Raw genomic sequence first — 14,462 nt, forward strand, 5'->3', positions numbered from 1 at the left:
TCTACGAGCTAACCTCTTTAGGTAGTTCAAACAACCGCGTGATGAGATGAATGCCGTGGTATTTAGCCATAAAAAAGCGACCTCTCGGTCGCTCTTTCTGAATCGCTTGTAGATTAGCAGTTGGTTTCTTCAGCACCCGCTTTCTCTTTCAGCGCTTCGCATTTATCTTCAACAGCATTACCTGCATCGGTCATGGTGCTATCAATTTTTTCACCGATATCCTCTGCTGAAGTATTGTCCTCACCACCAATCAGAGTGGCACTCAGCAGGATGACGACGACGGCAGCAATAATTAATAGAATAATGTTTCTCATGTTCGACTCCTTGTGACTGTCATGATTTCAGTTGCAGACTCACTCACTACATTAAAGTTTTGGCGGACGGCCTCGTAAGACGCCTGCGATCAGCGAGATCAGCAATAACACAATAAAAATAAAGAAAATGATCTTCGCGATACCGGCTGCAGCACCAGCGATACCACCAAAGCCCAGCAGACCTGCAACTAGGGCGATGACCAGAAAAACTAATGTCCAACCCAACATAGCAACCTCCTTGCTTCCTTTTATCATTGCGGTGATTTATCTAATGCTAGGGTGATGCCAACTTTTAACATTTAAATTAATTTTATGATTTTAAATAAAAAATTTTTATTTCGAAGGAATTGTCGTTATGCTGCTTAACCATAGATGCGGCAATTTTTACAGATCAATCAGTAAGAGTTGCAGTGAGGGAGTTAAGCGACAAACCGCGTTAACGACTAAGATGTAAGCTATTAGAAGTTGGCATAAATTGCCATAGGACATCTTTTTTGAGCCTGACTAATCGACAAAAAACACTACTTTGGTTGCTCTCTGTGCTGTATGTCATGGCAGCATTTATCACTATTGAGTTTGTCACGCAGACCTATGCAGAGCGCCAAATAGCAGCGGAAAAATCCACCGTTTATGATCGCCTATCACTGGTACGTTCTAGGTTAGAGTCCGCCATTTTTATGGATACCTATCTAGCCGACAGCCTAGCCACCGTAGTAACTATTGACCCCAATTTCGCCATGAACAATTGGGAAGCGATTGGAAGCAAACTGCTAAATAAAGCGATGTTTGTGCGTAACGTAGGGATTGCGCCCAACAACGTGATTTCTCACACCTATCCGCTCAAAGGTAATGAAAAAGCCATTGGCTTTGACTTTCGCACCAATCCCGACCAATTCCGCACCGTCGAGTTAGCGCGTAAACTCCAAACCGTTTACATTGCTGGCCCATTGGAGTTGGTTCAAGGCGGCCAAGCCATTATTGCGCGCTATCCAATCTTTGCCGATTACCCGCTGAATAAACAGTATTGGGGTTGTGTCAGTGTGGTGATGGATTTTCCAAAACTGCTTAAAGCCACCGGCGTACTAGATATTGATGGTGCTCGTATTGCCATCATTAAACATGACGCGGCTAATCCTACCGGCGATATTATCTATGGCGATGAAGCAACGCATCAAAACGCTAATGTTTCTATGACAGTCAAATTGCCAAATGGTGAATGGCTGATAAATGCCATCTACGAGATAGATAAAGCCGAACATGTGCTTATGACACACGCCACTATTCGCATCATGGGTGGTGTGGCTGCAGTGTTAACCTATATTGTGTTAATGCTGCTATATCGCCACTATCGCTACGTCCATACTGCCTCGATGCAAGATGAACTCACCCAATTACCGAACCGCCGCATGGTCATGCAGCTATTGGAGCGGCTCGTTCATGACGTCACCATCAATAAACGTACTTTTGCGATATTAAACATTGATTTAAATGGCTTTAAAAAAGTGAATGATGAGTTGGGACATCATGTAGGTGATGAACTGCTAAAACACATCGCCCAGCAATTACGCCTTCAGGTTCGCGCCGACGACACCGTAGCGCGTATGGGGGGCGATGAGTTCATTGTCGTGTTGCACAACGTACGCCCGACAACCGATATTGCCGCACTTGTCGACAAGCTAAAACGTAAGGTGGAAGAGCAACCGCTGCACTGGAATGGGCATCGAATCGAGCCCTCGCTGAGTATTGGTTTTGCGCTATACCATGACGCCGATGTCTCTATCAAAGACCTGCTGAAACATGCCGATACCGACATGTATTCAGCCAAGAAACGTCATAAAGCCGCACAAACTACTAATAGCAGTAATGCCTCGTTACTCTAGTGGGTGTGGCCACGGCAAAATACGTTCTGCTTGCCAATAGCCTAAGCGCACTGTTTCCCCAGTGAGTGGCACAAAGCGAATGCCGGTTTTGATGAATTGGTAGGTGATGACGTTATTTATCTCAAGCACTTGCAGGCGATAACCACACATAACTGGCCCCCCATATCCGGCATAAACACTGGGAAAATCTATATCAACGCTACCAAAATGGACGTCATTTGCTAACGCAAGCTCCAGCTGTTCACTGGTATCGGACACGGGAAAGCTATCAATATTGGCCGTCAGTTGAAATGATTCAGCCACTGACGCTGTAGGCGCTACGCTGGTAACCGAGCTACAGGCCACTAAAGCACTCGCCAGTACTGTAAACATAGCCGCTCGAATAGCCACTCGTTTGCTTGGCGTAAACCACATTATCCTTACTATTAATGCCTCGCCTTATGCAGTTTATCGCTCAATTTAACTCTCGGGCAATAAAGCAAAAGGTCGAGTAAGTATGATACTCACTCGACCTTGTCTTAGTTAACCACACCGTCTCAACAAACGCGTTCAACACGCTAACACTGACGCCAGTACCTTACTCCGCAATGGGCAGTACGATATTTGATGGCGCTTTGGCATCGTGATGCACCTTGATGGTCGCCTTCTTGTAATCCTGTGGTTTCGCCCAGAAGATATTATCCACATAGGTTTGCGGGTTACGGTCGTACAATGGGAACAAGCTTGATTGTACCTGCACCATAATCTTATGCCCCGGCAAGAACACATGATCTACATTCGGCAGTTCAAACTGGTAATGCTCCACTTTATCTGGCGTTAACGCCGCGGGCTTATCAAAACCATGTACATAGCGGCCACGGAAGATCTCAATCCCTACCGGCAGCTCAAAGCCGGTCATCTCTTGTCCAACATAACCTTGTGAGTGGCCCTCAGAGGTCGTGTTTGGATACACATCCACCAGCTTCACCACCCAGTCACCATCGCTGCCCGAGGTCGATGCAAACAGGTTCACCAATGGCGCGCCCATAATATGCACCGGTTTATCAAGCACATCGGTGCTGTACACCAACACATCTGGGCGGCTTGAGACAAAGCGCTGATCATGCACTAACCAAGGTTTCCATTGACTGGAATCGTCCATACTGATTGGCCGTGGAATAAACGGTACTGGTTTGGCTGGGTCGGAGACATAATCATCGAACGCTTGCTTAGCTTTAGGGGCATCGAACGACAGGCCAAAGTTATCGCTCAGGTAGATTTTCTTGCCCTCGCCCATTGGCCATTGGCTGGATTCATTCCATTGATTCACCCCTGTAGCATAGGTCAGCACGGGTGGTGTTTTGGGATCCGGCGCCCCTTTCAGATAGTGATCGAAAAACGGCTTCATGTATTTCACGCGGAACTCTTTCGCAGTGTCACCGGTAAAGGTGAGCGCCCCGAGTTTATAACCGTAGTGATTCACGCCAGAGTGACGCCATGGGCCAATCACCAACGAGACTTTGTCGTTGTTTTTATCTTTCGGCTCAATCGCTTTATATACCGCTGGTGCGCCGTAAGAATCCTCTTGGTCCCATTGCCCAACAATCAACATGGTCGGTACTTTCAGCGGCTCTTTGGCGAGGATTTTGTCGACTGCCTGCAATGACCAAAACTCAGTGTACGCCGGGTTTTCAGTCAATTTTCGAATAAACGGATAGTTTTCATAACCCCATTTTTTGATGAAATCACCAGTGGAACCCGCGGCTAAAAAGCGGCTGTAATCATCCATTGGCTCTTTAGCAATGCCCCACCCCGTACCATTAGCAGTACTTTGGCTGATGGTATAACCGAGGTTCACGTTACGAAACGCGCCATTATGGAACCAATCATCGCCCATCCAGCCATCAACCATCGGGCTTTGTGGCGCGGCGGCTTTTAACGCTGGATGCGGATTAATCTCCGCCATCAAGCTGGTAAAACCAAGGTAGGATGAGCCGACAATGCCGACCTTACCATTGGTTTCGGCCACATTTTTTACTAACCAATCAATGGTGTCATAGGCATCGGTAGACTCATCAATGCCCGTGTTATTCAGCGGGCCAACCATCGGACGGTTAGTGACGTAATCCCCTTCGGAGTTGTGCAGGCCGCGAATATCTTGGTACACGCGAATGTAGTTGTCTTGCACATATTCAATGTCCATCGCATCCACCAACTCTTCAATATGTTGGCTGGAGGTGCGAGCGGTGCTGCCTTTGGCATCGTACGGCGTGCGACTCAACAAAATCGGCGCATTTTTAGTGCCCTTTTTCATCAAGATCACCGTGTAGAGTTTGGTGCCATCACGCATCGGCACCATTGCTACCCGCTTGATGTAATCCGCTTCGGGGCGAATATTGTTATAACTTGCCACGCCATCTGGCGTCATTGGAGTAACTTTATCTGCCGCGGCATATGCTGCAGGCAACAGGCTGCTGGCCGCTAATGCGAGCATCAGAGGGGAGAGTTTCATGACCGGCCTCAATTCAATTGGGTTAGTTAGTTTTTATTGGTAGTTATTGTTGATTCATCGTTTTACAACGCACCTGCTAACTTACCCGCTTCATCCGCTAGCAGCAAAAGCCAAAATGTTACATCGCGTGACATTCGGCTAACGGCCATAAAAAAGGAGCGCCTAATGCACTCCTCTAAAATCGCTTAAACGCGTATTGCGGTTATCAGGAATTAACGCCCCATCACCCACGCGCGGAACGATTTGCCTTTGAGCTTACCGTTGCTGAGTTTCTTGGCGGCCAGCTTGGCGATTTCACAGCGTACGGCCACGTAAGCCCAGATATCGTTGACTTGAATTTTGCCCACATCGCTGCCGTGAATATCGGTGCCTGCGGTCAGCGCCCCCAAAATATCGCCCGGACGCAGTTTGTGCTTTTTACCGCCTTCGATACGAATACAGCTCATGTTCGCCAATAACGGCGCGGTGTTGACGACCGCTGGCAGTTCATCAAATTGCAATGTGCCGTAACGGTCTTCCAACAAGGCTAAACGCATATCATCATTTGGTGCCACCAAACTCAAGGCCATGCCTTTTGCGCCAGCACGGCCAGTACGGCCAATGCGGTGTACGTGTGCTTCTTGCTCAAATGCCAGTTGATAGTTGATGACTAAGTCGAGCGCATCAATATCTAAGCCACGCGCCGCCACATCAGTCGCCACCAGCACGACTGCACTTTTGAGCGCAAATGCCACCAGTGCGCGGTCACGGTCACGCTGTTCCAGATCGCCATGCAACGCCACAACATCAAAGCCTTGGTCAGCTAAGAAATCGGCCACATCTTGGGTTTCTTGCTTGGTGTTACAAAACACCACTGCGCTTTCGGGACGATGTTTTAACAGCAGTTGATACACACCTTGGCGACGACCTTCCATATTGCTGATGCGATAAAAGGTTTGCTGAATATTGGCATTGGCCGCATTGTCGGCCACTTTTACTTCTACTGGCTGCTGCAACGTCTTTTTCGCCAACGCTAAAATCGCATCAGGGAACGTGGCGCTAAACAGTAAGTTTTGCCGTTGCCGCGGCAGAAAGGTGCGAATTTGATCCAGTGCTTCGGTAAAACCCATCTCTAACATGCGGTCAGCTTCATCAAGCACAAACTGCTGCACATCATCCAAAAACAAGCGGCGCTGTTCTAAGTGCTCTAATACTCGGCCAGGCGTACCAACAATGATGTGCGCGCCATGTTCCAATGAGCCAATTTGTGGGCCGTTCGGCGTACCGCCGCATAAGGTTAAAATCTTGATGTTGTGAATGCCACGAGCAAATTTACGCAGTTCGCTAGCTACTTGGTCGGCCAACTCGCGCGTTGGGCACAACACCAAAGATTGCACGCGGAATTTTTTCACTTCCAACTGCTGCAAAATGCCCAAACCAAAAGCACAAGTTTTACCAGAGCCGGTTTTGGCTTGTGCCAGCACATCGCGGCCCTCAAGAATGGCCGGTAAGCTTTGCGCTTGAATAGGCGTCATATGCGCGAAGCCTAAATCCGCCATGGTCGCAATAAGGGATTTTTTTAGCGGCAGTGCGCTAAAGTCAGTTGCAGTTGATGAAGTCAAAATAGATCCTGATGTGCTGAAACAGAAAGGAAAGCGTGAAAAACCGCGCTATTGTAGCAGTTATTCAACTTTGTGCATGGAATTGTGGCGTCTTACAAATCCATGCAGTTGGCGTAGTAAGTGACCGTGCCGGGCCAATCACTAAAGATAGCGCTAACGCCCACCTGTTTCGCTAATACATCCAATACCTTAAGCATATCGCCATCGTTATCAATGGCGTTGCTTATTGATTGATAGTACCAACCGCCGCCGTTGGCGAGTGGACCAGAGCGTTCAAAACTCCAAGCCACTATCTTTAATCCGGCCTTTTTGGCTTCGATGGCGTAACGCGATGGTACGATCTCGCCGTTGGCATCGAGCGTCAGCAACATCCACATGGCTGGCGCAATGGTGGTAACTCCCTGCTGCTTTAACTCTGCCATACTCCAACGCCAACTGCTCGGCTGCATCGGGTCAAAATTATCGCTATTACTGCCCTCATCAAGGAACAGCGCCTGTTGGCCAAACGCTGGCTCATGTTCAATCCAGTACTGCACATCAGCGAGAGAAAATGACTGTGGCAACACCTCTGCGGCACTAATGCCCGCAGCACGGTAACTATCTATCAGTTTCTGCGCGTACTGCTGCTGGCTCATGTCGTTAAAAGGCATCGGCACCATCGGTGCCTTTAACTCTGGGGTTTGTTTGACGCCGAGTTGTTTAAACAGTGCGATGGATTCGTCCAAACTCATCAAGGTGCCGGTTTGCTGATACAACTCAGTGCGCCATGCCGGTGTGCCCGCGAGATATGCCGCTGGCGTTGTGGCGTGTGGATTAGCACCCTCCATTTTGCCCTTGAGCTGCTTAAACTGCCCCAGCGAGATATCGGAGGTACAGCATTGCACCGCGGCGGGTTTGCCGCTGCCGAGATCGGCTGGCGAAAATGGCTGGCGACACTGTTTGGCGATGTCATCATGCAGCAGAATATCGGTGGTTTCCGCTAAATCACACTGACTGTGGCGGCAGACGAGTTGCTTGTCTTGGGTGAAGGTAACATCACACTCCAAAGTGCCTGCCCCCATGCGCGCGCCCGCTAGATAGCCTTCTTTGGTATGTTCGGGAAATTGCAGCGGTGCGCCGCGATGAGAAATCACAAACTCACTACGATAGAACGGCCCGGCGGCACATTGTTGGAGTTTGTCTTTGAGCGCGCCGTCATCCATATCATCAACCAGATAAAATGGCCTAACCCCCACTTGGGCTAACGCCTGTTGCTGGCTGGCTGTCACGGGCATGTCCGCAGACGTGGTAGCGCAGCCCGCCATGCCGATAAAACTTAGTACCGCTAACCATCCTGCTAACTGCTGCATAGACAACTCGTTAATTAGTGAATCCTTTCAAACCCCCAGCTTAACGGCATTTGATGACAATTTCGACAGTGTTGGCCGACTAACGTGTGAAGCTTAGCGAGACTTGAGTTGTTGCGCTTTGATATAAGGCGAGACAGCGCCATCCCAACCACAGTGGACGCAGCGTCCCGCCTGCATTTGATGATTGCAGTTATCATAGCCATAGAGTTGATGGGCACACTCTGGACACAGGCCGGTCATCGGTGACGCGCTCATGATAAAGTTGCTGCCGCATTCGGCGCAGCGCTTGATTGAGGGGTTATCTGTCATGGTCATGGTCATGCTCGTAGCTGATGAAAATGTTGTTCAACGTCGTCACTCTTGGCTTAGCGCCACGGTAACCACGTTTTCGGCGCATGGCCGGTGAACGCGACTTTTACCACCAGCGCCACAAAATAAGCCCCTAAACAGCAGGAAACAGATAGCTCTCGGTAGTCATTCCAGTCGCTGCCCAACAAAAAGCGCACGCCCTGCTGGGCCGTCTCAAAACCTACGGCAACAGCGGCGATCAAAAAATAGAACAACAATACCCAAGCAAGAACGCGGATGACGCGAGAAACGGGTTCGCCATGCCAAGGAGCTTCCATAGTTTCCGCCTTAATTATCTTTAAAATCTGGTTGGCACAATTCTGTTAACTGGCGAATTTGCCGCAGGGGTTGCGCCAATGCTTGCTGGGTGTTGGCGCCTGTAGGATTAAACCAGATAGCTCGCGCACCAAATGCCAAAGCAGGGGCAATGTCGTGCTGGTAGCTATCCCCCACCATCAGCAGTGCACTGGCAGGTACGTCCAGCGTCGCCGCTATTTGCTGAAAAAATGCCGCAGAACCTTTGCCAATACCGAGGTTGGCTTTGCAGAAGTAACCCGCAATAAAAGGCGCTAAGCCAACGCGCATAAACGCCGCGTGAATATCCGCCTCCGCTGAATCGGCCGCATTAGTTGCGATGTAGATAGCATGTTGGGTTGCTAATTGTGCCAAGGTTGCTTGAGCCCCCTCAATGGCGCGCACTTCTGGCCAGTCACACATTTTGCCTGACTGTTCAGGGAAATCGACCATCAGCGTATTGCCCCAATCAAACAAATAGATAGTGGCCAATGTTCAGCTCCCCATAAGACGTTATCAGTCGAAGTTTCCGCCGCCCTGCTATCTTAAACGTTACTACTCGGTTGCTGCTGGCGCTTTTTCTTGGTGGTGTTCCCGATAAATAGTAGCAATCCACCTAGGCAAGCCAGCAATGTAGACACCACACTGCCAGCCACATAATCACTCATCAACTCCAGAGCATACGCGTTTTCCATCATCATCACCTCAGGTGATGACCTCATTGAAGCCACAGACACCACCACCATGAGCGTCATGCCTACGCCTGAGAGCAGAGTTATCCCCGTGCTAGTTTGCCAATTGGCCTTTCTAAACAGCGCCAGCCCCAATAGATGAAAAATAACCAACGGAATACAACACAGCGATAGCAAGATCCATTTAACGTTCCCCACCTCTGGCATAGAGATAAACGCAAATAAGCCCAACATGTATACCAAAAAGCCCGCGGCGATGAAAAACAACACGCCAAAAACATTACGCATGAGTCATAGGCTCCTCTGGTTGCTTGGCAAAATACGCATTGGCGTTGGGACGAAATAACAAGAAGGTAATAAGCAGAAAAATAATCAGTCCGGGAATGAGTACCGCTTTAGACGACAGATTGAACATTGACAGTGCAAAAGAAAATAGATGCCAACCTATGTATAGCCAGCGACCGACATTGTTACCTTTGAGCAGCAAAAATCCATTAATCACGAGGACAAACAACGCCGTGGCAGAAAATAGATATTGAAAAGCGACAGGTAATGCATTCGATTGCATCATTTGCTGCGCGATCGGGTTATTTAGTGTCAGCATGCCTGTCATTAAAGACAACAAACTGACTACGACAAGATACCAACCAATAATGGTTACCGATGTTGGACGTTCTTTCACACATACTCCTTGTGAATAAGAGGTTGTACATAACCAGTTGAATAAAAGCAGATTATTGTAACCCACCAATACAAGACTATGACCTTAAAGCGCTATTTTTCTAAAGCAAAACCAATATGAAGTCAGCGACATTATCTATCGGCATCGTAATAGAAGGGTAACTGCGGCGCATCAAAATCGCCGTCGTTATATTTGTCATTGATATGCGCTGGCAACATCGGCCGCATTTTATGGTGAATGGCGGTGTGCAACAACTTATAAGCACGTGGATCATTGACCGAGCCGAGAAAGCGTTCGATATCCGCTAGCGTTTGATAATGTTGCGGTTGGTGAAAGAAACGCTGAAATTCTTCCAAGGTGGCATAAACATACATCAAGTCTTTAAGGTTCACCGTTACCTGTTCGGTGGCATCGATGCTGTCCAGCCCATAGGTGGCGAGCTGTGCTAACTTGTCAGTAAATCGCTGACTCATACCTTGTTGATATCCTTATCGTAAATCTTTCACTAAGCAATAGGTGGTGTGCCCCTGCGGGTGATTTGCCAGCTCACCATAAACGCGGTAGCCCTGCTTCTCGTAAAACGGCTTCGCCTGAAAATCTAACGTTTCTACGCGAACAGCAGTAAAACCGTTGGCTAACGCGAATGCTTCGGCGGCAGTAATGAGCCGCGTGCCCACACCTTGGCCACGCACTGTATCAGATAACCACAACAACTCAATAATGCAGTAATTCCAAAAAGCATTGGCGCGGATGCCGCCACATACCTGTCCCTGTTCGTCGCGGGCCAACACTGCAAAATGGGTATCCGCTTCTAGTGCAACCTCTGCGGGTAAAAAGCCTTGGTTATATGCCTGAATACCAAGACTCAATAGTGCCAGATCGTCGCGTGCGGGCGTGGTAGTGACTTCAATATCCATATTGCTTAATCCTCTATTGATTTCAGACGCTTAACGTTAGCTACGAAAATTCCCCCAGCAATGCGTCACGTTCCATCAGCTTGGCGTATTCGCCAATAAACTCACAAAAGTTACGCGCCGCTGGTGACAAATAACGGTTATCCATCCACGACAGCAGAATGCTGCGCTGCATAGCGTCGTGGGCGATCGGCAGTTTAACAAGATGTTCGCGCGTGGCACCTTGCCACCAGCTTTCTGACATCAAGGCTACGCCCACGCCATCGCGCACGAGGTGAGCAATCACGCTACTATCAAAGCTTTCAAACACCACATTGGGACGAAATCCCGCCTGCTGACACACGCGATCCGTGATCTCGCGGATACCATCCTCTTGCGGATAGCTGATAAATTTTTCATGGGCGATGTCATCTAGGGTCACCGATGTTTGCTCCGCCAACGGATGATCACTCGCCACTGCTAAGCAGATTTTCTCGCTCATTAAGGTTTGGACTGCCACGCTATTGGCCTCACCGGGATATTCCAGCGGCAGCGAAGTGATACACAAATCCACCACACCATCACGCAGTTGATTAGCGATTTCATAACGCCCAGCCACCTGAAATAGGCGGAATTTAATCTCAGGGTGCTGCGACAGATAAGTGGCAAACAGGTTGGGTAAAATCTGCGAGGTGGTCACCCCCACGGTGACATGACCAGTATCATCCCCAGCCAAGTCGGCAAGTTCCTGTTTGGCTTGTTCCAGCTCGTTAAAAATCGCTTTAACCCGCTTCAGTAACACTTCTCCGCAGGGATTGAGTTCTAAACGTCGCCCACGACGATCGAACAACGGCACACCAAATTGCCGCTCCAGATTGGCAATGATTTTACTTAGGGCGGGCTGCGCCACATTAAGCTGCTCAGCGGCGCGGGTCATATTGCCCAGTTCGGCCACCAGTTGAAAGGCTTGCAGATGGGAGAAATTCATATATATCTTTTTTTATATTAAGTTATCAGAAAATATATATTTTTAATTATCTAAAATCAATGATATACCTATGCCTCACAGTTGATTTAACTCTTTTGTGCAAGTTGCGCTCAATTTCCCGCTCACTCTCCACGCTAGCATCCGCTAGCGCGAGGCTCGATATTCGTCCGGCATCTTGCCGTTATCGAAGGAATAGACATCATGTTGGGTTCTAAAATACTCGTGGGCTATGACGGTGCCGAACTGTCTAATCGCGCCCTGCAAACCGCCTTAACGCAGTTACGTGATCATCCACAAATCACCGTTGATGTGCTGTACGTGGAAGAAGTCGCCAAGTTAAGCAATGGCGTTGAAGTGCTGGATGACAACGTACAACAACATAACGATAGTTTATTTACGCAGCTACAGCATAAAGTACAAGACAGCTCTGCGCGGGTACATCTGCACCGTTTAAGTGGTCAAAATACCTCATACGTACTGCTGCGTTTTGCCGAAGAACATAACAACGATTTGATCATTGTCGGCAGTCGCGGTCTTACCGGCATTCGCGAGTTTCTCGGCAGTGTCAGTCATGCGGTGGTGCAGCATTCGCTGGTGCCAGTGCTGATCGTCAAATAGTCCCCATTTCGTGCTTCAGTTTTAACGGAAATCTTATGAGTGCAGTAAAAAATGTCCTATGGACCAAAGATTACATCATCAATAGCGTTATCTGCTTTCTTATCAACTTTGCTTATTACCTCACCATGGTGGTCGTAACCGATTACGCCATGAAAAGCATGCATGTATCACTTGGGGTAGCGGGGTTATCCTGCGGCATTATCATTCTAGGTGTGTTGGCGGCGCGGCTGTTTGTCGGTCGTTCTATCGAACGCATCGGCACCAAGTTTTGTCTCTACATCGGCTTAGCCGTGTTCCTCGTTGGCGCGCTGGCTAACCTGTGGGTGGCCGATATTTACAGTCTGTGTCTCGTACGCTTTATTCAAGGTATCGGGTTTGGCGCGGCGTCCACCGCAACCGCGACCATCATGGCGGAAATCGTTCCCGAAGAACGCCGTGGCGAAGGTACTAGCTACTTCTCACTGTTTGTTACGCTGGCGACAGCTATTGGCCCTTTTGCCGGATTATTTGCCTATAGCAATGGTGACTTAACCGTTAACTTAGTCGCCTCCTGCATTTTACTGCTGATTGGCGTGGGCTTGGCGTGCATTCTGGTGGCGCCAAAATCTGTGGTCCTGCCTAAATCTGCCCACAAAGAAACGGGATTTTCGCTGGATGCTTTCTTCACCGTCAAAGCGCTGCCGCTATCGCTGATCACCTTTTTTGTGTCTATTGGCTTTGCCTCGTTACTGGGATTTATCTCGCCGTACACGTCAGAGCAAGGGTTAACAACGGGCGGCAAGTTTTTCTTCATCATGTACGCCATTTTCACTTTTATCAGCCGACCAATGACTGGCAAACTGTTTGACCGCAAAGGCGCCAACATTGTGATGATGCCCGCTTTCGTCTTATTTGCTATCGGGTTAGCGGTATTGGGAATGGCTCAGAGTAATTTTGCCATATTGGCGGCAGGCGCTTTGATTGGCTTGGGCTTTGGCACCTTTATGTCGTGTTCACAAGCGATTGTGATCAAACTTGCGCCCGCCGGACAGATGGGTAAAGCCAACTCAACCTTCTTTATCTTTATGGATTTAGGTGTCGGCCTTGGCCCATTGATTTTGGGGACTATCGTGCCATCACTGCAATTCTCTGGCATGTACGAACTATTAGCCTTGGTGATGCTGCTATGTCTGGTGGCTTACTACATTTTGCATGGTCGTAAAGAAGCACAACATCAACGCGAGCAACAACTACAACTTAGCCAGCATATGAGTCATTAAGCAGCTAACTAGATTCGCGCTTCAAACGTTTTCGTTCTCCATTGAGCCTTCGCCAACCTCTGCTGGTGAGGGTTCTTTTTTAATCTTGATGCAGCGTCTTAAACATTACGTAGCAATCCAGTAATCCCAAATCACTATGCCGATAGGCTTTAGGCAAAGTACCGACTATCGCAAAACCGAGTTTCTGCCACAACGTAACCGCAACCTCGTTGGTAGACACCACGCAATTAAACTGCATGGCGCTAAAACCTGCGGCTAACGCTTGCTGCTGCGAATGCAGGCACAACTGCCGCGCGATGCCTTTGCCCCGCGCTGCAGCACTGACCATATAACCACAGTTACACACATGGTCGCCCGGCCCCATCGCATTAGCCTTTAGATAGTAGCAACCAAGCACCTCACCATGTTCCACCCACGCAAAACTCAGCTGTGGAATTTCACACCACAAGTGATACGCCTCGGCTTCAGTAATATCCGCCGCATACGCATAAGTTTGCTGCGCTTGTGCAATCGCTTTAAAGGTTGGCCAAAACTGACTAAATAGCTCACGGGTTAACGGGTAAATCACCAGATGCTCCCTTATTAACACGGCGAGTGGCGGCTTCAATCAATAGAATTAGCAGCAAGCCACAGCTGTATGCCAGCAGATCGAGCCAATCAAATGTGGCGCCGATAATTATGCGCGCGGCGCGATATTGCTCCAATCCGAGCACTCGGACTAGTTGGAAGTACTGTCCGACTTCAATGGCACACGCAAACAGCCAAGTGGCGATCGCCAACCATAATGGCCTGCTTTTGATAAATGCCGCGGCCGACCAGTAAAGCCACACGACCACCAGCACATCGCCCATAAATGGCCGAATAAAACTGTCATGGACATAAACTGCAATCAACACCAGCAGTGCCAGCAATAGGAGGCTGGCAGCAAAGTAATAACGATGAAACCGTAACAAATCCATATCCTTATATTGGGTAATCTGCAGCCAAGCTTACATTAGTAAAGCCGACAGCTCAGGTGCGGCTTTGCGAGGGGCTGTTTATCTTTAGTGTTTA

At 48.8% G+C, this 14,462-nt stretch carries 19 protein-coding genes; 3 read left to right on the top strand and 16 right to left on the bottom strand.

What is annotated here, in order from left to right; translation table 11 throughout:
- Nucleotides 1-113: 113 nt before the first annotated feature.
- Together ACN0TT_RS01285 and ACN0TT_RS01290 are read right to left on the bottom strand one after the other, a co-directional pair.
- Entirely contained in the window at nucleotides 114-314 is a 201-nt protein-coding gene (locus ACN0TT_RS01285) for a hypothetical protein (RefSeq protein WP_417760339.1), read from the bottom strand.
- A 51-nt stretch (nucleotides 315-365) separates the two neighbouring features.
- Nucleotides 366-542, bottom strand: coding sequence for a DUF1328 family protein (locus ACN0TT_RS01290; RefSeq protein ID WP_417760340.1), 177 nt, complete (start codon nucleotides 540-542; stop codon nucleotides 366-368).
- A gap of 266 nt (nucleotides 543-808) precedes the next feature.
- On the opposite strand from ACN0TT_RS01290, the gene ACN0TT_RS01295 reads away from it, so the two are divergent.
- Nucleotides 809-2,194, top strand: a complete 1,386-nt coding sequence (locus ACN0TT_RS01295) for a diguanylate cyclase (RefSeq protein WP_417760341.1) — start codon at nucleotides 809-811, stop codon at nucleotides 2,192-2,194.
- Here ACN0TT_RS01295 and ACN0TT_RS01300 read toward each other — a convergent pair.
- From ACN0TT_RS01300 to ACN0TT_RS01355, 12 genes are all read right to left on the bottom strand, one after another.
- Nucleotides 2,186-2,566 (bottom strand): hypothetical protein, encoded by a 381-nt coding sequence (locus ACN0TT_RS01300; RefSeq protein ID WP_417760342.1) that lies wholly within the window; start codon nucleotides 2,564-2,566, stop codon nucleotides 2,186-2,188. The two genes, ACN0TT_RS01295 and ACN0TT_RS01300, sit on opposite strands and share 9 nt — an antisense overlap.
- Nucleotides 2,567-2,771: 205 nt before the next feature.
- Entirely contained in the window at nucleotides 2,772-4,685 is a 1,914-nt protein-coding gene (locus ACN0TT_RS01305; RefSeq protein WP_417760343.1) for a CocE/NonD family hydrolase, read from the bottom strand.
- 212 nt (nucleotides 4,686-4,897) lie between these two features.
- On the bottom strand, nucleotides 4,898-6,286 hold the full coding sequence (dbpA, locus tag ACN0TT_RS01310; protein ID WP_417760344.1) for an ATP-dependent RNA helicase DbpA: 1,389 nt from the start codon (nucleotides 6,284-6,286) through the stop codon (nucleotides 4,898-4,900).
- A gap of 92 nt (nucleotides 6,287-6,378) precedes the next feature.
- Nucleotides 6,379-7,590, bottom strand: a complete 1,212-nt coding sequence (locus tag ACN0TT_RS01315) for a glycerophosphodiester phosphodiesterase family protein (RefSeq protein ID WP_417760553.1) — start codon at nucleotides 7,588-7,590, stop codon at nucleotides 6,379-6,381.
- A gap of 138 nt (nucleotides 7,591-7,728) precedes the next feature.
- Nucleotides 7,729-7,950 carry a hypothetical protein gene (locus ACN0TT_RS01320; protein ID WP_417760345.1) on the bottom strand — a complete coding sequence of 74 codons (222 nt, stop codon included), beginning with the start codon at nucleotides 7,948-7,950 and terminating at the stop codon, nucleotides 7,729-7,731.
- A gap of 50 nt (nucleotides 7,951-8,000) precedes the next feature.
- Nucleotides 8,001-8,261, bottom strand: a complete 261-nt coding sequence (locus ACN0TT_RS01325) for a hypothetical protein (protein ID WP_417760346.1) — start codon at nucleotides 8,259-8,261, stop codon at nucleotides 8,001-8,003.
- 10 nt (nucleotides 8,262-8,271) lie between these two features.
- Nucleotides 8,272-8,769 carry an HAD family hydrolase gene (locus ACN0TT_RS01330; RefSeq protein ID WP_417760347.1) on the bottom strand — a complete coding sequence of 166 codons (498 nt, stop codon included), beginning with the start codon at nucleotides 8,767-8,769 and terminating at the stop codon, nucleotides 8,272-8,274.
- Nucleotides 8,770-8,822: 53 nt separating this feature from the next.
- Complete coding sequence (locus tag ACN0TT_RS01335) at nucleotides 8,823-9,257, bottom strand: hypothetical protein (protein ID WP_417760348.1); 435 nt, start codon at nucleotides 9,255-9,257, stop codon at nucleotides 8,823-8,825.
- Entirely contained in the window at nucleotides 9,250-9,651 is a 402-nt protein-coding gene (locus tag ACN0TT_RS01340; RefSeq protein WP_417760349.1) for a hypothetical protein, read from the bottom strand. The genes ACN0TT_RS01335 and ACN0TT_RS01340 overlap by 8 nt, the downstream gene beginning before the upstream one ends.
- A gap of 131 nt (nucleotides 9,652-9,782) precedes the next feature.
- Nucleotides 9,783-10,124, bottom strand: coding sequence for a hypothetical protein (locus ACN0TT_RS01345; RefSeq protein WP_417760350.1), 342 nt, complete (start codon nucleotides 10,122-10,124; stop codon nucleotides 9,783-9,785).
- A gap of 15 nt (nucleotides 10,125-10,139) precedes the next feature.
- Nucleotides 10,140-10,568, bottom strand: a complete 429-nt coding sequence (locus tag ACN0TT_RS01350; protein ID WP_417760351.1) for a GNAT family N-acetyltransferase — start codon at nucleotides 10,566-10,568, stop codon at nucleotides 10,140-10,142.
- A 40-nt stretch (nucleotides 10,569-10,608) separates the two neighbouring features.
- On the bottom strand, nucleotides 10,609-11,532 hold the full coding sequence (locus ACN0TT_RS01355; protein WP_417760352.1) for a LysR family transcriptional regulator: 924 nt from the start codon (nucleotides 11,530-11,532) through the stop codon (nucleotides 10,609-10,611).
- Nucleotides 11,533-11,733: 201 nt separating this feature from the next.
- On the opposite strand from ACN0TT_RS01355, the gene ACN0TT_RS01360 reads away from it, so the two are divergent.
- Complete coding sequence (locus tag ACN0TT_RS01360) at nucleotides 11,734-12,150, top strand: universal stress protein (RefSeq protein ID WP_417760353.1); 417 nt, start codon at nucleotides 11,734-11,736, stop codon at nucleotides 12,148-12,150.
- A 35-nt stretch (nucleotides 12,151-12,185) separates the two neighbouring features.
- Nucleotides 12,186-13,409, top strand: coding sequence for an MFS transporter (locus tag ACN0TT_RS01365; RefSeq protein WP_417760354.1), 1,224 nt, complete (start codon nucleotides 12,186-12,188; stop codon nucleotides 13,407-13,409).
- Nucleotides 13,410-13,488: 79 nt separating this feature from the next.
- Here the strand turns inward: ACN0TT_RS01365 and ACN0TT_RS01370 are convergent, their stop codons facing one another.
- Entirely contained in the window at nucleotides 13,489-13,977 is a 489-nt protein-coding gene (locus tag ACN0TT_RS01370; RefSeq protein ID WP_417760355.1) for a GNAT family N-acetyltransferase, read from the bottom strand.
- Nucleotides 13,955-14,362 (bottom strand): DUF2809 domain-containing protein, encoded by a 408-nt coding sequence (locus ACN0TT_RS01375; RefSeq protein WP_417760356.1) that lies wholly within the window; start codon nucleotides 14,360-14,362, stop codon nucleotides 13,955-13,957. The genes ACN0TT_RS01370 and ACN0TT_RS01375 overlap by 23 nt, the downstream gene beginning before the upstream one ends.
- Between the last annotated feature and the right edge of the window lie 100 nt (nucleotides 14,363-14,462).

The organism is Shewanella sp. (assembly GCF_048265805.1).
Taxonomy (GTDB): domain Bacteria; phylum Pseudomonadota; class Gammaproteobacteria; order Enterobacterales; family Shewanellaceae; genus Shewanella.